Raw genomic sequence first — 19294 nt, 5'->3', positions numbered from 1 at the left:
TGAAAGTAAATGTACCTTTTTTCAGATTCACAATGTAATATTGGGTTTCGCGAAGCTTACCTAAAGGGTAAGTATTAAAAGGACTTTTACTGGTTGGAAAAAAATGATGGAGGAAAATGTTGCAAGTGGAAAGGCAAAGCATTGATTGTTAATATACAGTAAATAATAACAATCAAATGGGCAGAAGATCGACAAAAAGCATAACCGTAATACCGATTCCAAAGAAAATAATGATTATTCGGACAATACCGAGACGGGGAGGACACATGAAAACAACGAAGATCTCATTTTTTATACTTTCACTGATGCTGCTCCTGGTGAGCGGTCTATCGGGATGGGTAGGGAACGCTGCTGCAGCGTCCGATTCCGGTAAAACCTATGTTATCGGAACTGATGTCACATTTGCTCCATTCGAATATGAAGATGAGAATGGTGATTTTGTTGGTATCGACATGGATTTGCTGGATGCCATCGCCAAAGATCAAAATTTCAAGTATCAAATCAAATCCCTGGGATTTAACGCAGCTGTACAGGCACTTGAGGCGAATCAAGTCGATGGTGTGATCGCAGGGATGAGTATTACGGATGAGCGAAAAGCGAAATTTGATTTTTCAGAGCCATATTATGATTCAGGCGTTGTTATGGGGATTAGTTCCAATAATGATACCATTAAAAGTTACGAAGATCTTCGTGGTAAAAAGGTCGCTGTAAAAACGGGAACAGAAGGGTACAGCTTTGCTGAGTCCATCGCCTCAAAATATGGCTTTACCATTGTTCCATTCGATGAATCATATCAAATGTATGATGATGTAAAGACCGGTAATTCGGTGGCCTGTTTTGAAGATGAACCCGTTCTAAGATATGGGGTAAAGCAGAATAATGGTTTGAAAATCGTTACCGCCAAAGAAGACGGGGCTTCCTACGGATTTGCGGTAAGTAAGGGTAAAAATCAGGAACTTCTGGAGATGTTCAATGCTGGTCTTGTGAATATCAAAGCAAACGGTGAGTACAAGCGCATTATCGAAGAATATGTTGGAGAGAATTCCCAAGTCGCAAATCTGGGGCGTTGGGAGTTAATACAGAAATCTCTTCCTGCACTTTTTAAAGGTCTGGGAAAAACACTTTTATACACGATTGTATCCCTGTTCTTTGCGTTTATCATCGGTCTGATTTTCGGATTCATGAAGGTGGGACAGAACAAATTCCTTCGAGTTGTTGCCACCGTATTTGTGGATATCTTCCGCGGTATTCCGCTGATTGTCCTGGCATTCTTTATCTATTTCGGGATTCCACAGGCGATGGGCTTCACGATGCCATTGTTCCTGGCGGCTATTCTGACACTTAGTCTGAATGCAGGGGCGTACGTAACCGAGATTATCCGAGGCGGGATTCAATCGATTGATCGTGGTCAGATGGAAGCTGCCCGTTCATTGGGCATTCCTTATCGCAAAGCGATGATAAAGATCGTTATTCCGCAGGCAGTGCGGGTTATGATTCCGTCCTTCATTAACCAGATGGTTATCACGTTGAAGGATACGTCAATCTTATCCGTTATTGGTCTCGTAGAGTTGACACAATCGGGTAAAATTGTTATTGCAAGAACGTTCTCCTCTTTTGACATTTGGTTAACGGTTGCGGTTATGTACCTGATTGTCATCATCACATTGACCAAAATTGCTGATTATCTGGAGGTGAAGGTTCGTCGTGGCTAAAATAAAAGTTGAAGGTTTGAAGAAAAGTTTCGGCTCGAATCAGGTCCTCAAGGGAATTGATGTGGCGGTCAACGAAGGAGAAGTTGTCTGTGTCATCGGGCCTTCCGGTTCGGGAAAAAGTACCTTCTTGCGCTGCATTAACCAATTAGATGTGATTACGGCAGGCCGGGTTATTGTGGATGATCAGGATCTGAATGACCCTAAAACCAACCTGAACAAAGCTCGCGAAAATATTGGAATGGTATTTCAACATTTTAACTTGTTCCCTCATTTTAGTGTGCTTAAAAACATCATGTTTGCGCCCAGAGAACTCGGGATATTAAATGCACAGCAGGCTCGTGATACAGCACTCAAATTACTTGAGCGTGTGGGTCTGTCTGATAAAGCAGAGAGCTTCCCAACACAACTGTCAGGTGGACAAAAACAACGTGTAGCTATCGCTCGTGCGCTTGCTATGAATCCGGATGTTATGTTATTTGATGAACCGACGTCGGCGCTTGACCCTGAGATGGTAGGAGAAGTCCTCGGTGTTATGAAGGACCTCGCGAGCGAAGGCATGACGATGATGATTGTTACCCATGAGATGGGTTTTGCTCGTGAAGTAGCTGATCGTGTGATCTTCATGGACGGTGGTTATATTGTCGAGCAGGGCACTCCTGAAGAGATATTTGGAAATCCGAAGAATGAACGGACGATCAGCTTTTTGGAAAAGGTACTCTAGCACTGAATCGAGAATGAATACATTAAAAGTCGCTATTTTAGCGGCTTTTTTTGTTATATTTATGAGGTGATTTAATAGAAAGACCGAACAAACTAAGCCAAGAAAGTGAGGTCTATACTCTATGGAAAACGTGTCACAAGAAGATCAACTGCAATCCATTAAAGCCTTTCAATCAACCATCCGCAAATCGGAAAATGCCTTAGTGAATATGACTCAGAAAAGGAATAACACAACATTGTTACAGAAACGTCTCCAAGCTTTATACATCGGCCTAGCACTGTTGGAAAAGGTATGGAATCAGAAATCTCATCCCTACACGGAGGAAGATATCGCAGAAGCTCGTCTTGTCTTGATGGGATTGTTCCCATCTCTAGAGAGCATGTATGCCAATTCCAAAGAAGGTAGCCCACAAAAGACTCTTCTAGAAAGAAGGATTAAAGCATTTCATCTGGCCGTTCAAGCCATGGATACATACTGATGAAATGAGAGAGAGGTCTGTCTAATGAACGACAGACCTCTCTTTTTCTTTTGCAAGCTTAGGAAAACCGATAGAGACGCACACCGTGCACAGGTACAGTAGTAACTAAGGAATTCTCTGTTAATTGAGCTGCTTCTTGGCTCCACAATTCGGTACCTTCGGTAATGCCGGACAGTCCGACCTCATCAATGGACAGATCCACAGGTAGAGCATTCTCGCCGATGTTAAACACAGCGACGTAAGAGGAACCATCCGCATGCTGGGCAGTCCACACAATAAGATCTTCTTTGCGTAAGGCTTCTCTGGCTCCGTAACTCTCGCGATGCATTCGCAGAACCTCACGATTAGTTAGCAGGGATAGTGTCCAGTCATCGTTATCTCGCAGTTCACCACCAAAGATGAGCGGGGAACGGAAGATGCTCCACAGTGACATCATCGTCAACTGCTCGTCAGGTGTGAACCGAGTCCAGCGATCTGCTCCACCACCGTCTACAGAACGGATACCGATATGACCCAAAGGCAACATATCACAGTCTGGCCAGCAGCCTGCTTTGGGAACGCTCTGCCACGTCCGGCAGCGGTCGAACATATCCAATAACAGTGGCCAGAGGTCCCAGAAGTCGTCCGTGACACGCCACATGTTGGCATGATCAGCCAAGAATTCTGAGTATTCTACTGGAGCAGGGCCAGGAGAGAGACTTAGTACCATGGGCCGACCGGAGCGCTCAATCGCTTTGGATATCATTTCGATCTCAGGCTGATGGGTGTCATAGAGCCTTGAAGCAGCAATATCGTCAACCTTCACCAAGTCAACGCCCCATTGTGCATACAGTTCAAAAAGCGAATCGTAGTAGGCTTGTGCGCCTTCTTTTGAGCTATCAACACCATACATATCTGTATTCCACGGACAGATGGAGTTAGGATGAGCAATATCGCGCGCAGTGGCGGTTGTTCCCAGAATCGGAGTAGCCGCATGTGCAGCTTGACGTGGAATACCACGCATGATGTGAATGCCGAATTGCAGCCCCAGACTATGAACGTAGTCGGATAATGGCTTGAATCCCTGTCCACCTGCAGCGGAGGGAAACCGATTCTCGGCAGGCATAAGTCGCGAATATTCATCCATGATGAGTGGAACGAACGGACGATATTGCGAAGAATTGGCCAAAGGCTCGTACCATTGAATGTCGACCGTAATATAGCTCCAGCCGAAGTCTTTAAGATGTTCTGCCATGTACTCGGCGTTGCCACGAATTTCGTCTTCCGTAACGGCTGCGCCGTAACAATCCCAGCTGTTCCAGCCAAGCGGTGGAGTTGATGCTGCAAGTGTATGATTCATGGGAATGCTCCTTTATGGATTAATTATTGCTCTCGCTCAATTCATCATAATAAAGGATTTTATTAATATCTATAGTAATGTTGAGTGTCGAATAGCAAAATATTGCGCGGTTAGTCGAAGAACAATTTACGGTACACAAGGCTTTCTCCGCCACTACGAAATTCACCTGGCGTAACGCCTGTTATGCTGCGAAAGGCTTTGATAAAATAACTTCCGCTGGAATACCCAACTTGCTCGGCGATGACTTCAATGCTAAGAGAAGTTCTGCGCAGCAGTTCCATTGCTTTCTCGGTACGTACACGGGTTAGATAAGAACCAGGCGTCAAACCCGTACTGGAGGAAAAGCGACGTATAAAGTGATATTTGGAAAGGGAAACATGCTCCGCTAGGTGATCGATACTGATCATCTTGGAGTAGTTGTTTTCTATGTATTCAACGGCTATTTGAATGTTTTCAGACCAATTCTCCCTGTTGTGCAATGTTGTTTTCTGTAATCGAGTCAATTCTGTCATGAACTGATATACGCTGGATGATGCGATCAGAGGATCAGTGATTCTGCCTGCCGCCGCATCAGTCACGATCATCCGCAACAGTCGGATGGGTGTACAATCAGCGGGAAGATAGGGAACTTCTCCCGCTTCACGAAGAAATTTTCTCCAATGGGGCAGAATAAGAGTGGGCCTGAAAAGCAGGAACAGAAACTCCCAAGGTTCTTTTGATACTGAATGGTAGTAATAGCGATGTGGCCCTGGAATTTCTGCCAAAAAAGCTTGTCCTGCGGTAACATGATGAATGCGATTATTCGACTCAAATACACCTTCACCCGAGACTGTATATTGGAATAACAGAAGAGGCCCGTCCGAACGTTCGAGTCCATCCCAATGATAAGAAGGATCGGTTATTGAATCACATCCAGCCGCATACAGTACACACAATTGGAGCTCCTTGTCTTCCGCGAATCGAAACCCATAGGTTCCTCTAGGGATATTCATGTCAGCTCTCCTTGTTGCCCTGAATTTTTACTGCGCTCCGCGAATGAAAATATCTACTAGCTTTTGGCCTAATGAAAGATTGGAACCATATTTATGCAGGTTATCTTCCCGGTTACCCATTAACATCAATGTCGAGAAAGTCTCTGCGAGGAAAAATGGATCGTCCGTTCGCAGTCCGTTTTCATCCATTGCCCGTTGGAAATGGGAGGCTAACACTTCATGAATCTGATGCTCCGCGTTGCGTATATCCTGAATTTGAGCTGGTTCAAGAAAAGGCTCAGCTTCTCTGAGCATGGTTTCAATCTCCGCATGTGGATTTCCCAGTCTGGCCTCTGCCAGACGCACAAGCCCCGACTCCAGATTCTCGGCTTGATCAAGGATATGCGAGGTTAACCGGCTCACATTCTGTAACATCGTTGTAAAGGCAACCTTAAAAAGCTCGGGTTTGCTGGTGAAATGATAATAAATGGTTGGTTTTGACACGCTACATGTTTTGCCAATTTGCTGAAGCGTGACTGTTTCGTAGCCATACTCCATGAATAACTGTGAAGCGGTTTGAATAATGGTTTGCTGAATTGAGATATCATCGTTGCCATGTTTGGGTCTTCCAGGCAATCGTTTGGGTGATTTTTCTGTCATTGGACTTCCCTCCATGAATATTTTATGACAAATAACGATAGTAAGCAAAATCATCTTGTAATTATACTTACCGGTAAGTATAATTATGAAGAGTTAAAAAAGGCATATCATTATCCTCATACTAAGGTGGTTTTAAGGTTGAAAACAGCACAACGTACTAACAAATGGAAGAAAATAATTATGTGGACCATCTTGTCCATTGTTATCATCGTGGCCGGCGTTTACGTATATCTCAATTCGGTTACGTATAGTCCGACTGAGCGAGCTGAAACGGCGATGACAAGTGATGCTCAGGTTATTGTCGCCAAGATTAAGGACGGTTACCGATTTGAACCCGTGGGTACAGAGATAACCAAACCGAATCTTATTTTTTATCCAGGTGGTCTGGTTGAACCTGAAAGTTATTCTCCACTTGCCAGAGAAATGGCAGAACAGGGTCACCGCGTATATATCGCGAACATGCCAATAAACTTGGCGATTTTCGGTCAGAACAAGGCTGATTCCTTTATCGAGGAACATCCTGACGAAGCGTTTGTTATTGGTGGCCATTCGTTGGGAGGGTCATTTGCATCACGGTATGCTACGGAGCACAATGAGAAGTTGGAAGGAGTCTTTTTCTTGGCTTCTTATGCAGATGAAGGAGGGAGCGTAAAGAATACGGACTTGTCTATCTTACAGATTACAGGCTCGGATGACGGAGTGCTTAACTGGGAAGACTGGGAGAACTCCAAAGCAAATCTTCCGGAAGACACGACATATGTGAGTATTGAGGGTGGAAATCACGGTCAATTTGGCTCATACGGCATGCAAAAAGGAGATAATCAGCCTGCCATTACGGAAGATAAGCAGTTGGAAGAGGTTGTTGTAGCCCTAGAGAACTGGATGGATACATTAAATTAAACTATTAAATGAATGTGTTGAATGGTAATGATCGTGGTACGATTAAAGTCGCTATTTTAGCGGCTTTTTTTGTTGTAGAATAAAAATAATGCTTCAATGGAGCAAGGCAACAGCTTTAATTGATTGAATTTCAACTCCATAATAGGCTTACAGAATTGCTTTAATTACCACAAATCGTTAACATTAGAAGCATTGTCATCGAAATAGCACCAAAACGGAAGACAGCAAGAGCAAGAACATCAAAAGGAGAAAAGATTATGTTTTTCAGAAAATTTGCTTACACGTTAGTGATCATCCTCGCTGCATTATTGTTCTCAGGTTGTACGTCAGAGTCTTTGCGTGATCTCGGATCACCTCAAGTTTCGGAGGATATGGGATTTGATGAGGTTGCCAATTATATCTCGGAACACAATGAACTCCCACCAAATTACATTACCAAGAAAGAGGCCAGAGATCTGGGATGGGAACCAAGCGAAGGTAACCTGCGAGAAGTCGCTCCAGGCAAAAGCATCGGCGGCGACGTGTTCAGGAACCGGGAAGGATTACTCCCCAACAAAAAAGGCCGGATTTGGTACGAAGCCGATATAAATTACTCAGGAGGACGGCGCGGAAGCGACCGAATTCTATACTCGAATGACGGTCTAATCTACCAGACGACAGATCATTACAAGTCATTTGAACAGTTAAAATAAACGGAGGAAATGATATGAGCATCATTCAGATTAACGGAAACGACTTTCACAGCAAGGAAGAGCTTCATCAAATTTTGCAGAACCAGCTTGAGTTAGACGAAAGTTATGGAGGCAATTTGGACGCACTATGGGATGTCTTAACTGGGGCTGTAAGCATGCCGCTTACTTTTCAATGGATTGGCTTCGAGAAAAGTAAAGAAATTCTTGGAGAATACGCTGATCAAGTCATGGAATTGTTGCGGGAAGTTGAAGCAGAAATCCAAGGATTTACGTTAGAACTATATTTTTGAAAAGTAGGTTTGGTTTTATGAGGCGATGGGCAACCATCGCTTTTTTGGTCTTCACATTTTTACTGAGACTCATGTCTAGATCATGCTATTTTCATGGCTTAATAATCAAGGTTGGGGTGATCAGACTTCCTTATACTTTAAACATGGAATAGGGTAGGCAGGGTTGTAGTCGTTTACTAACGGTTGAATATGTAAGCGTATACTATCTCAAAGTGAACCATCGTAATGTCTGGATTGGTTATTACGACTAACATCATTTAGGGGGCAGAAAAATAATGAGAGCCGTATCAAAAGTGCTAGGAGCATGTCTCGTAACAAGTGTTGTGTTAGTTTCCGCCGGTTGCGGAAATGCTGGAGAGAATTCCGAATCAAATACGAGTGACACCAACAGCCCGATCACATTTACCTTCTTCGGCGCAGATGCAAGTCCCAACTGGAACAAAATGCAGGATGCGGTAGGGAAAAAAATTACGGAAGAAACCGGTGTAAGCATTGATGCTGAATTTGATATTTCGAGCGGAGGCGGAAACGACCGTATTTCCTTGATGGCTGCAAGCGGTGATTATCCGGATTTGATTTTCCCCAAAGGTAACTTGACCAGACTCGTTGATGCCGGGGCAATGATTGATCTGACGGATCTGATCGAAGAACACGCCCCCAACTTGAAAAAGATCTACGGTGAGCACTTCAATCGGTTGAAATACAGCAATGACGATCCTTCAATCTATTGGATTCCAACGAATGGTGCGATCGATCAGGTCAGCTTTGATGCGACGAATGGTACTGCCATTCAACATCGTGTAGTCAAGGAACTCGGGTATCCTGAGATCAAAACCTTAAACGATTTCGAAAATGTGCTACGTGAATATTACGAGAAACATCCGACCACAGATGATGGCCAACCCACAATTCCGCTGACGCTTAGTGCAGATGGATGGCGGCGAATGATCACTGTTACTGATCCCGCTGTCATGTCTACTGGAGGACCTGGAGATGGTGAATATTTCATCAATCCGGACACCTACGAAGCCGTTCTGCATTACAAACGTCCCGAGGAGAAGGAATATTTCCAGTGGTTGAACAAGATGTACAATGAAGGCTTGCTGGACAAGGACAGTTTTGTTCAGAAGGATGACCAGTATAAGTCCAAAATCGCCAGTGGTCGCGTGTTATCCTTGCTTGATCCAAGCTGGGGATTCAGTGATGCGGAAAATGCTTTGAAAAGTGCAGGGAAAGACGACATGACCTACGGATTCTATCCGGTCACGCTAGATGACAACTTTCAGCGGAAAGACTTCCAGAATATTGGCTTTGACGGTTATGGCATTGGCATAACTGTAGATTGTGAAGATCCTGTCCGGGCTATTAAATTTTTGGACTGGATGTCTTCTGAAGAAGGGCAAGTATTGAGAAACTGGGGCGTTGAAGGCGAGCAATATAACGTGGAAGACGGTGTTCGCACCATCCCAGCCGATATACAGGAACGTAAAAACAAAGACAATAACACATTCACCAAAGAAACCGGAGTAGGCTTGTATTACATTTTTGGTGCTCATTACGGGGATGGCGTCAAAGATTCAACGGATAACTACTATACAACGAATTATCCTGAACAGATTCAGCAAAGTTATTCCGATGAGGAAAAAGAAGCTTTGAAAGGCTATGGCATCACCACATGGAAGGACTTGTTCCCTTCCGAAAAGGAGTTTCCGGTGAAAGAGTGGGGTGCTGCTTACAATATGCCGATTCCTTCGGATAGCGGGGATTATAACGTTGTGTATCAGAAAACGCAGGATATTATTCAGAAACGGATCGCCGAAGCGATTACATCCTCTCCGAGTGCCTTTGAAGACATATACGACAATATGATTACCGAACTTGATAATGCAGGTGCAGTAGCCATGGAACAGCAGTATACGGAGTGGATTAAAGATCGCGTTCGATTGTGGACGGGTAAAGAGATCAATTAACTGGCGTATAATAATAATGAGTTGTTTGCAGATCCGAAGTATATCAAGAACTAAAAAACATCAAGCCATGAAGGATGGCTTGATGTTTTTTAGTTTACATTGAATGAGCTTGTCATTATTTTGGCAAAGCTTCCATTGCATCACGTCTTTGTTTGATATATCTACCGGGGGAGATGCCAACCATTTTGGTAAAACTGCGAATAAAATTGGCATAGTCACTAAAGCCCGATTGAAAGCATGCATCCGTAATACTCATTCCTTCTGACAGGTGGAATTTGGCCCGTTCAATACGACGACCCAAAATGTAGGAACGGATGGTCAATCCAGTATGCTTTTTGAACTGGCGGCTGATATAAGTACTGTTCATGTAGAACACTTCGGCAAGTTTGCGAAGTGTAATGTCTTGATTTAGATGTGTTTCAATATAATCCATGGTTTCACGAACTAGTTCAGGCATAATGTCATTGGGAACAAAGGAATTGTTATGAAACCAGACGTTAATCATGACCAACAATTGGGCTACGGCTGCATTTATTTTGATATCGGTGCCATACGCATCGGAAGCAAGCAATCCTTCCAGTTCGTTTGTACATTGCAGCATCTGCTTCAAGTTATCGTCGTCTAAATGTACGATGTTGCCTGTTCCTTTGGGGCGATGATCAAAACATGACGATAGATTGGTTGATGGTGTGGAAAGCTGAAACAGATATGTTTTTTTGAGATTGATTGTAATTCGCTCATACTCAGATTCATCCAGAATAAAGGCTCGGTGCATCTCCTCGGGTGACATCACAAGCAGATCGCCAGGCTGTACATGGTAACATCGATTTTCTACATAAAAGTGAACGTTACCACGAAGAAACAGGTAGATCTCGTATGCATTATGGCGATGATAGATCGTTTCCAGCTTATACGTCGTTACACTGTGTAGATATAAGAGCTCAGGCTGGATGGGATCATAAAAACACTCAGAGGATCCATTCATGAAGTACCTCCCGTCATTTCACGCAATAAATAGAGCGGTTAACGCAATGAAATTGTACTCAGCTTACCTTAAAATGTAATCATCCTATCATGATACCTTTTGTATTGCAAACGCTTTCTTGTAAAAAGAACAACTAAAAACGATTATAGGGGGATTCTTTTGATGAATCATCATTCTACACCACATGCTGGTGAGCAAAAGCAAGACCAATCTGCCAATCTGGAGAGTATTCCAGGGGAGATTGGAAAGCTTCGTCCCAATGGTAACCCTTTGGTGGCCCACAAATTTGGAGCCGATCCCTATGCTTTAGTATTTAACAATCGAGTTTACTTATATATGACTAGTGATAAGTTGGAATATGATAAGGACGGTCTTCCTCAGAAAAACAGCTACAGTTCAATCAACCGGATTACGGTCATTTCTTCGGATGACTTAATCAACTGGACCGATCATGGAGAGATCAGAGTTGCTGGACCTCAAGGCGCAGCAACATGGGCTTCGCAATCCTGGGCCCCGGCAGCTGCTCATCGAATCTTGGATGGAAAGGACTGTTTCTTTCTTTATTTCGCCAACAATGCCAGTGGAATTGGTGTATTGTCTGCACCAACACCTGTTGGTCCATGGATAGACCCTATAGGCAAAGCACTTATTACAAGAGAGACTCCGGGAGTGGAGGAAGTAACCTGGTTATTCGATCCGGCTGTCATTGTAGATGATGATCATCAAGCCTACCTTTACTTTGGTGGTGGTATTCCACACGGAAAAGCAGAAAAACCGGATACGGCAAGAGTTATGCGATTGGGAGACGATATGATCAGCGTTGTTGGCAAAGCGAAGGTTATTCAGGCACCTTATATGTTTGAAAGTTCAGGGATACATAAATATAATAATAGTTACTACTATACGTATTGTTCCAATTTTGTTGAGGGTGATCGGCCAGTGGGCAGCCCACCACCTGGTGAAATTGCATATATGACCAGCGTTCAACCAATGGGGCCATGGACATATCAAGGCACGCTACTCCAGAATCCTGGACACTTCTTTGACATTGGCGGCAACAACCACCACGCTATATTTCAACTGGCAGATCAGTGGTACATTGCCTATCATGCCCAAACATTATGCCAAGCCATGAATATCCCCGAAGGTTACCGTTCAACACATCTGAATCGAGTCGAGCATGATGAGGGCACGGGTAAGATCAATAAGGTACATGCCGATTATCAGGGCGTAGATCAAATCAAGTGCTTCGATCCCTATCAACATGTAAGCGGTTCGACGATTGGATGGAGTAGCGGAGTATCAACAGAGCAAAATCTTGACTCTGGTGAGCTGTCTTCATCAGATTCGAATAGGATTTCCGCTAAGCTGCAAAATGACAGCTGGATAGCTATATCTAAGGTGGACTTTGAAAGTGAAGGACCTACAACCTTCACAGCCACGATTGCGAATCAAGGAACCGAAGGTACGTTAGAACTTCGACTTGATCGTACAGACGGACTGTTAATTGGAGAAATCATTGTTCCACCTGCAACCGAATCTCTTCAATGGATGGAACTAACAACTAATGTTACGGGTGCGAAAGGTGTGCAAGACTTGTATATTAAGCTTAAAAGTTCAACAGATAGCCCAACCATCCTTTTAAGAGAATGGAAGTTTAATAGACAAAATGAGGTGTAATTAAAGCATGTATCCGAATCCGATTATTTGGGCCGATTACCCGGATCTTGATGTTATTCGTGTAGATGACTCATATTATATGGTCAGTACAACCATGCATATGATGCCGGGATGTGTCATCCTGCGTTCATATGATCTGATCCATTGGGAAGTAGCCACATATGTATACGACACATTGGACGATACACCTGCACAACGGCTGGTGGATGGTCATCACGTTTATAGTAAAGGCATGTGGGCTGCATCACTCCGCTATCATCAAGGAATGTTCTATGTGATCTTTGTTGCGAATGATACCCGTAAGACATACTTGTATACGTCGACCTCCATCTCGGGAGTGTGGAAGAAACAGATCGTGGAAGGGTTCTACCATGATTGCTCCTTATTTTTTGACGATGATGAACGAGCCTATCTCGTGTACGGTAATACCGAGATCTATCTGACCGAATTAAGCTCTGATCTGTCCGGGCCCAAACCTGGTGGAGTGCATCGCTTGATTGTAAAAGACGAGCAGCCTCATCACCTTGGTTATGAAGGAGCACATTTTTATAAGATCAATGGTAAATATATTGTGTTCCTGATTCATATCACGAAAGCTTCCGGACGGAGAACACAGGCGTTTTATATGGCAGACTCTCTCGAAGATGTCTTCACTGGTGGAGAAGTATTCAATGACGATATGGATTATTTCAATTCAGGTGTTGCTCAGGGCGGTATCGTGGATACGCCGGATGGAGACTGGTATGCAATGCTGTTTCAGGATCATGGGGCTGTTGGCCGGGTTCCTGTTTTGGTTCCGCTACACTTTGATCAAGGTATACCCGTGTTTGCAAGTAAAGCGCCGAAGCAGATTGATATCCCAAGCACGAGACCAGAGCACCGTTATAATCCGTTAGTGGGTAGCGACAGTTTCAATTATGAACCCGAAGAAGATGGAAACATTCGCCTCCGTGATTTTTGGCAATGGAATCATACACCTAATCATGAACTCTGGTCCGTTACAGAGAAACCGGGAGTGTATCGTGTTCGAACGGGACAGATCAGCCCAAATCTGACGTTTGCGGTCAACACACTAACCCAGCGTTCAATGGGGCCCGCTTGCGAAACAATAGTCACGCTTGACGGCAGTCGGCTGAATGATGGGGATTATGCCGGGTTGTGCTTTCTGATCGGTTCGTACGGTATGATCGCTCTTACGAAGCAGGATAACAAGTTTTACTTGGTCATGCATGCCAGAGATAGTGAGGATTCCACCATATTTGGCAATCTGATCGACCAGAAGCCAGCCACTGAACATGAACGTATCCCGGTATCAGATCCAGTAGTTAAACTAAAAGCATTCGGAAATTTTGAGAACAATCTGGATGAGTGCTCTTTTGCCTATTTCGATGGGGTTGAATGGAGAGATATAGGGATTGTCCACAAAATGATATATAAACTGGATCATTTTATGGGTTGCCGAACGGGGTTGTTTGTATATTCAACTGAAATAGCTGGGGGAACAGCTGACTTTTCGAATTTCGAATATCGCGTAATTAATCCTGATGAGAAACAATAAAAATACGAAAAGCCGCCCAACGGCGGCTTTTCGTATTCAATGAGTACAAGTTGTTGTACAATGATATGGATTCAAAGTTGACAGAGAGAAGAGAGTTGTTCAAACCGAACTGGGGGCATGTCGTCATGTATAAGAGATGTCTGGACATAACAAGATGGACCTTCATTCTGTTCCTTGCTGTATCCATACCAGCAGGTCATACCGAAGGTAATACCAAACAACATCATCCGCAGCAAGAGGGTCAGCAGATTCAACTTCCCGCTACGTATGAAAAGTATTCTCCTCCCGTCGTAGTCTCTTTTGTCAGGGAAACCGGAGATGACCTTGAGCGCATGATTAGTCAGTTACCTGGTGAGACGATACTGGATAATCGCTGGACTCGTTTGTACGAGAAAGAGCTAGGTATTCAAATTCACTATGACTGGACTGCTAATGGAGATGTATACAATCAGAAGTTGGGTGTATCCCTCGCTGCAGGACGTTTTCCAGATGTGGTGAAAGTTAATCCATATCAACTTAGACAACTGAGCAATGCTGGAATGATCGAAGATTTAACCCATGTGTACCAAGAGTATGCTTCCCCACTTACAAAGAGTATATTGGAGGCGGAGGGAAGAGGCGCATTTGATGCGGCAACCATTGATGGCAAACTCATGGCTATTCCCGAATCATCTTCCTCCATTGAGACAGCGCAGTACCTGTGGATTAGAACCGATTGGTTGGAGCAACTGGGGCTACGGCCGCCTGAAACGATGGAAGAGCTTCTCCAGGTTTCGAAAGCGTTTACAGAGGAGGACCCCGACGGGAACGGAGAGCATGATACGTATGGACTTGCGCTAACAAACCATCTATGGGATCCAGTTATGGGAGCTGCAGGGTTCATGTCTGGCTACGGTGCCTACCCTAATATATGGGTTAAAGATGCAGAAGGAAACCTCACTTATGGAGGTATACAGCCTGAAGTTCGGGAGGCTCTGAAAGTACTGCAAACGTTGTATCGTGAAGGCCAACTTGATCCGGATTTTGGTTATAAAAGTGGAAACAAGGCGTTTCGTCTAGTTCAAGATGGAAAAATAGGGATGCTTTACGGCGAACAGTGGACATCCTTTATGCTTCAGAGCACCCGTGATAAAGAAACAGATATAGATGTAGAATGGCAGGCATATCCCATTGTTGCCAAGTCGGACCGGAGCCTGTTCGTACCGCTACGTTCCAACACTGGGCAATACTTTGCTGTAAAAAAGGGGTTCTCTAATCCGGAAGTTGTTGTAAAGCTCATGAATCTGCATCTGGACATCAACTGGGGGGATCAGGCACAGTATGAAACATACTACAATGACGACTCCCGAGCTGTGTGGATGCTTTCACCGGTAACTCCTTTTCCCGGTAATAAAAATATAGATGCATACAAACAAATTCGTGATGCCAGAAGTACAGGAGACTTCTCGGCTCTGCAGAATGAAGCTCTCGCCATTCACAAACGCATTGTCGCCTATGAATTGGAAGATGTAGAGAGCGGCTGGGGCTGGAAACAAACCTATGGGCCTTCGGGTGCTTTTAGCATTGCAGATTCTTACGAGAAGAACGGCCAACTTCTCTATGATCAATTTACGGGCGGAATTACGGACACGATGGTTGATCGACAAATTATTCTTCGGGATCTTCAGCTTGAAGCCTATATGAACATTATTCTAGGCAGGTCGATAGATGAGTTTGATCAATTCGTTGAGAACTGGCGCAAGCTGGGGGGAGATCAGATCACATCGGAGGTTAACGCGTGGTTTCGCGCCAGCAAGCCAAAGGAGCGCTAATGTTCACTTTATTATTACAAGGAACCCACTCAGCCTTTGGCATTGGAGGTGAATGTATTGATCAAGATCCCTGCTAAATCATGGTTTAACAGTATATTTGCGCGATTAATAATCACCTATCTGGTATTTGTGCTCCCCCTTATTCTTCTTGGCGTGTATCTGTATCATTGGAGTTATGACAATGCAAGCCAGGAGATATCGTTGTCAACGGAAAGACGGTTGAACCAATATGTGGTGGAATTGAACAGAGAGATAGAATGGATGGAATTACAGCAGTTTGATATCGTTGAGGATCGAAAACTCAATCGTCTGGCGATTCTCTGGGACATGATGGATCAGGTTGAGCGGCGTGATACATTAAATTACCTGACTGAACGACTCGCTTCATTCAAGAATAGCACTGCTTATATCAAAAACGTTCATGTACATATCCCTTCTGTAGGCAAGAGTATATCCGCGATCCAAGGCATCGATGATTTCGATAAAAGTTCTTATCTATATTTCAGTTCAGGCATGCAAGGAAAAGGTACACGTTTCACGGTGAAAGAGGACGCCTTGAACTTAAGTGCCGTCAGGCTGACAGGTACGAGAGGAGAACCCCCGCTTTTTGTCATTCAAGTGGAGCTGGATACATACCATTTTCAGAATGAACTCACACGGCTTAATTTGTACCCGGAGAGTTCAACGTTTCTGATTGAGGACAAAACGGGGCATGCCATCACAGATAAACATCAAGCTAGTGTTATTCTCGCGAATTACCGTGAGCACAGTGTAAAGGGTACACTTGATGGCTTTCGGATGAAGGTGGGGGACACCATGTACCATGTTAGTCAGTTGCATATGGACTCCCTGGGCCTATCTGTAGCCACATATCTACCCGAGGCAATTGTTACCAAGCCACTTAGCAAGTTCTATCATTGGGCTTGGCTGTTTGCAATTACATCATTTGTTGCCATCACGGCGTATCTCTATTCAAGTTACAAGTTGATTCATATCCCGTTGCTGTTGTTGGTGAAAAGATTCAAAAAAATGGAGGGAGGCATGCTCGATGTCCCCATTGCGCATAACCGAAAGGATGAATTTGGCTTCCTCTACACCCGTTTCAATCTAATGATTGAAAATCTTCAATCCCTTATCGATCGAGATTTTAAGAAAACATTGATGATGCAGCGGGCCGAGTTGAAACAGCTTCAATCGCAGATTAATCCTCATTTTCTGTACAATAGCTTCTTTATTCTGAATTCACTGGCAAGGACAGGAGAAACCGAACGTATTGAGCAATTCACGAACATGCTTGGAGAGTATTTCAGGTTCATTACGCGGAATGAAACAGACCATGTGAAGTTGAAAGTGGAAGTTGAGCATTCACGAATCTATACAGAGATTCAACAATTACGATTCTCCAGACGAATCAAAGTTGATTTTGGGCCACTACCTGCTGAGATGGAACATATTAAAGTTCCCAGACTCATTATTCAACCTATTATTGAGAATGCCTACGAACACAGCCTTGAAAAGAATACGGACTCCGGTCTTCTAATTATTGGGTTTAATATGGAAGGTTCATATGCCGAGATCACCGTAGAGGATAATGGAAATGAGCTGGAAGAGCAACACATTCAAACTCTTCAACAACGCTTGCATAAGGACGGAGGTACAGACGAAATGACTGCGTTAATAAATATTCATCGACGTCTGGTCCTGACGTATGGAGAAGGAAGTGGGCTTTTTCTATCCAGAAGTGAACTACAAGGGTTAAAAGTCACAATTCGAATCCAGTGGAAAGAGGGGGAAAACGAATGTATCGACTTTTGATTGTAGATGACGAGGAGATTATTACGGATAGTCTCTATGAAACGTTCGCCAGACATATACCCGAACAGCTCGATGTATGTAAGGCCTACTCTGCAACAGAAGCATTGTCCTGGATGCAACGTTCGAGAATTGACATTGTTCTAACGGACATCCGTATGCCGGGTATGAGTGGGTTGGAACTGACAGAGCGGATTCAAGCCAGTTGGCCGAATTGTCGCGTCATTTTTCTGACAGGACATAGCGATTTTGATTATGCATATCAAGCTTTTCAGATGGCTAATGTGCGTTATTTGCTCAAAACGGAAGGTTATGACAAGGTGATGTCTGTTGTAGAAGATGTGATGGAAGAGATCCGGCAAAGTCACAGCATGGTTGAGTTGTTGGAACATTCTCATAAAGTTAATTCGCAGCTTGCACTGATACAGCAAAAAGAGTATTTACGGAAGTTACTTCAAGACTGTACAGCGGTTATAGATTCTACTATGCATATGCAGGACGAATTATCCAAACGAGATATAAGATTACAGATCAACTCGCCTGTTTATCTAATACTGGGTCGGTTCAATAATCTGCCAGAAAAAGGTTCGGACCTCACACAAGTTCAAGAATCTGTGCGCATTATCGGCTCTTCTCTGATGAATGAACGTACAGTGTGCGCAAGTGTAACGGACCATTATGGGGATACGATCTGGCTGCTTCAGCCGAAGCAGGAGGAAGAGATGACAAATGATAAACTTGTGCGATTTCTAGAAGGTACACTGGAACTGGTACAGGAAGCATGCATGGTCTCACTCGGCGTATCCATTGCTTTTTCATTAAGTAGTCGCAGTTGCAATTGGTCCGAGTTAACCAAACAATATGAACGTCTGAGATTACTCCAGTGGATGAAAATTGGGGATGGTGTATCCATGGTACTCACGGACCATCGTAATGATCTCTCATCTGATGTACCCAAAGAATCCATGCGGATCTCAAACCGGATCGAGATTATGTCAGGATATTTGGAAACGGGACGAATTCAGCCATTTTACGATATATTTGAGGAGCTTGCAGGAGAACTGATGCAACAGGATATTACGATGGAACGTGCCATGGAGACATACTACAATCTGGCCTTATTATTGCATTCAACGATTAATCGTTGGGGTCTTCAACAGAAGATCCCGGATCAAAGAAGCTTGCTGCACTTAGGGGAGTATACCTGCATGAAGGATGCAGTACAATTTCTATATCGTGCTGCCGATGAATTAGTCCGCTACAAAAGATCAAATGAACAGGAACGCGCTAACGTTGTCATTCATTCCTTATGCAGTTACGTCAAGGAGAACCTGGAGAAAGATCTCTCTCTGGTGAGACTGGCAGAACTTCATCATTTTAATCCATCCTATCTGTCGCGATTCTTTAAGCAGGAAATGGGAATAAACGTGTCAGAGTTCATTGACGACTGCCGAATACGGAAAGCCAAAGAATTGCTTCAGAACACAAATCTTATGGTGCGTGAGGTCGCACTTCAAGTGGGGTACGAGGCTGCCCATTCATTTACCCGACTTTTTAAGAAAATAACGGGAATGACTCCCCAAGAATACCGGGAATCCCTTTTGGTACGTTAACGGTGAATACTCTGGAATTGACCAAACCCAAACAACCACAAAAAAACGCAGGAAGTAGAATACATCCTGCGTTTTTTTGTGGTTATTATCTAATTGATAAAC

The 19294-nt window shown here is 43.9% G+C and carries 16 protein-coding genes; 12 read left to right on the top strand and 4 right to left on the bottom strand.

Annotated elements, in window-relative coordinates; all coding sequences use genetic code 11:
* The first annotated feature begins 266 nt into the window (after positions 1-266).
* The 3 genes from MHI01_RS03805 to MHI01_RS03795 all read left to right on the top strand — a co-directional run bounded on the left by MHI01_RS03805 (position 267) and on the right by MHI01_RS03795 (position 2911).
* The gene (locus MHI01_RS03805) at positions 267-1712 is read left to right on the top strand and encodes an amino acid ABC transporter substrate-binding protein/permease (RefSeq protein ID WP_101313749.1); all 1446 of its coding nucleotides are present in this window, start codon (positions 267-269) and stop codon (positions 1710-1712) included.
* Entirely contained in the window at positions 1705-2433 is a 729-nt protein-coding gene (locus tag MHI01_RS03800) for an amino acid ABC transporter ATP-binding protein (protein ID WP_036615952.1), read from the top strand. Before MHI01_RS03805 ends, MHI01_RS03800 begins: the two co-directional genes overlap by 8 nt.
* Before the next feature lie 121 nt (positions 2434-2554).
* Positions 2555-2911 carry a hypothetical protein gene (locus MHI01_RS03795; RefSeq protein WP_101313750.1) on the top strand — a complete coding sequence of 119 codons (357 nt, stop codon included), beginning with the start codon at positions 2555-2557 and terminating at the stop codon, positions 2909-2911.
* Between the two features lie 58 nt (positions 2912-2969).
* On the opposite strand, the gene MHI01_RS03790 is transcribed toward MHI01_RS03795, so the two are convergent.
* The 3 genes from MHI01_RS03790 to MHI01_RS03780 all read right to left on the bottom strand — a co-directional run bounded on the left by MHI01_RS03790 (position 2970) and on the right by MHI01_RS03780 (position 5881).
* On the bottom strand, positions 2970-4250 hold the full coding sequence (locus MHI01_RS03790) for a glycoside hydrolase family 27 protein (RefSeq protein ID WP_340982561.1): 1281 nt from the start codon (positions 4248-4250) through the stop codon (positions 2970-2972).
* Positions 4251-4360: 110 nt separating this feature from the next.
* The gene (locus tag MHI01_RS03785) at positions 4361-5242 is read right to left on the bottom strand and encodes an AraC family transcriptional regulator (protein ID WP_282321445.1); all 882 of its coding nucleotides are present in this window, start codon (positions 5240-5242) and stop codon (positions 4361-4363) included.
* A gap of 27 nt (positions 5243-5269) precedes the next feature.
* On the bottom strand, positions 5270-5881 hold the full coding sequence (locus MHI01_RS03780) for a TetR/AcrR family transcriptional regulator (RefSeq protein ID WP_282321444.1): 612 nt from the start codon (positions 5879-5881) through the stop codon (positions 5270-5272).
* Between the two features lie 138 nt (positions 5882-6019).
* Between MHI01_RS03780 and MHI01_RS03775 the strand changes: the two genes are divergently transcribed.
* The 4 genes from MHI01_RS03775 to MHI01_RS03760 all read left to right on the top strand — a co-directional run bounded on the left by MHI01_RS03775 (position 6020) and on the right by MHI01_RS03760 (position 9733).
* A complete protein-coding gene (locus MHI01_RS03775) occupies positions 6020-6781 on the top strand; it encodes an alpha/beta hydrolase (RefSeq protein WP_340982560.1) in 762 nt (253 codons plus the stop codon).
* A gap of 257 nt (positions 6782-7038) precedes the next feature.
* Positions 7039-7473, top strand: a complete 435-nt coding sequence (locus MHI01_RS03770) for a ribonuclease domain-containing protein (protein WP_101313754.1) — start codon at positions 7039-7041, stop codon at positions 7471-7473.
* A 14-nt stretch (positions 7474-7487) separates the two neighbouring features.
* Positions 7488-7763, top strand: coding sequence for a barstar family protein (locus tag MHI01_RS03765; RefSeq protein ID WP_340982559.1), 276 nt, complete (start codon positions 7488-7490; stop codon positions 7761-7763).
* Between the two features lie 275 nt (positions 7764-8038).
* Positions 8039-9733: an ABC transporter substrate-binding protein gene (locus tag MHI01_RS03760; RefSeq protein ID WP_340982558.1), complete on the top strand. Its 1695-nt coding sequence runs from the start codon at positions 8039-8041 to the stop codon at positions 9731-9733.
* A gap of 115 nt (positions 9734-9848) precedes the next feature.
* On the opposite strand, the gene MHI01_RS03755 is transcribed toward MHI01_RS03760, so the two are convergent.
* On the bottom strand, positions 9849-10718 hold the full coding sequence (locus MHI01_RS03755) for an AraC family transcriptional regulator (protein ID WP_101313756.1): 870 nt from the start codon (positions 10716-10718) through the stop codon (positions 9849-9851).
* Between the two features lie 162 nt (positions 10719-10880).
* Here MHI01_RS03755 and MHI01_RS03750 point away from each other — a divergent pair, with 162 nt between their 5' ends.
* The 5 genes from MHI01_RS03750 to MHI01_RS03730 all read left to right on the top strand — a co-directional run bounded on the left by MHI01_RS03750 (position 10881) and on the right by MHI01_RS03730 (position 19192).
* Positions 10881-12398 (top strand): glycoside hydrolase family 43 protein, encoded by a 1518-nt coding sequence (locus MHI01_RS03750; protein WP_340982557.1) that lies wholly within the window; start codon positions 10881-10883, stop codon positions 12396-12398.
* A gap of 7 nt (positions 12399-12405) precedes the next feature.
* Entirely contained in the window at positions 12406-13956 is a 1551-nt protein-coding gene (locus tag MHI01_RS03745) for a glycoside hydrolase family 43 protein (RefSeq protein ID WP_340982556.1), read from the top strand.
* A gap of 65 nt (positions 13957-14021) precedes the next feature.
* Positions 14022-15767, top strand: a complete 1746-nt coding sequence (locus MHI01_RS03740) for an extracellular solute-binding protein (RefSeq protein WP_340982555.1) — start codon at positions 14022-14024, stop codon at positions 15765-15767.
* A 48-nt stretch (positions 15768-15815) separates the two neighbouring features.
* Complete coding sequence (locus tag MHI01_RS03735) at positions 15816-17582, top strand: sensor histidine kinase (RefSeq protein ID WP_445744918.1); 1767 nt, start codon at positions 15816-15818, stop codon at positions 17580-17582.
* A complete protein-coding gene (locus MHI01_RS03730; RefSeq protein ID WP_127548518.1) occupies positions 17567-19192 on the top strand; it encodes a response regulator in 1626 nt (541 codons plus the stop codon). Before MHI01_RS03735 ends, MHI01_RS03730 begins: the two co-directional genes overlap by 16 nt.
* Positions 19193-19294 lie beyond the last annotated feature (102 nt).

The sequence above is a fragment of the Paenibacillus sp. FSL M7-0656 genome (assembly GCF_038003225.1).
GTDB classification, from domain to species: domain Bacteria; phylum Bacillota; class Bacilli; order Paenibacillales; family Paenibacillaceae; genus Paenibacillus; species Paenibacillus amylolyticus.
This window is presented reverse-complemented; position numbering and strand designations above follow the sequence as displayed.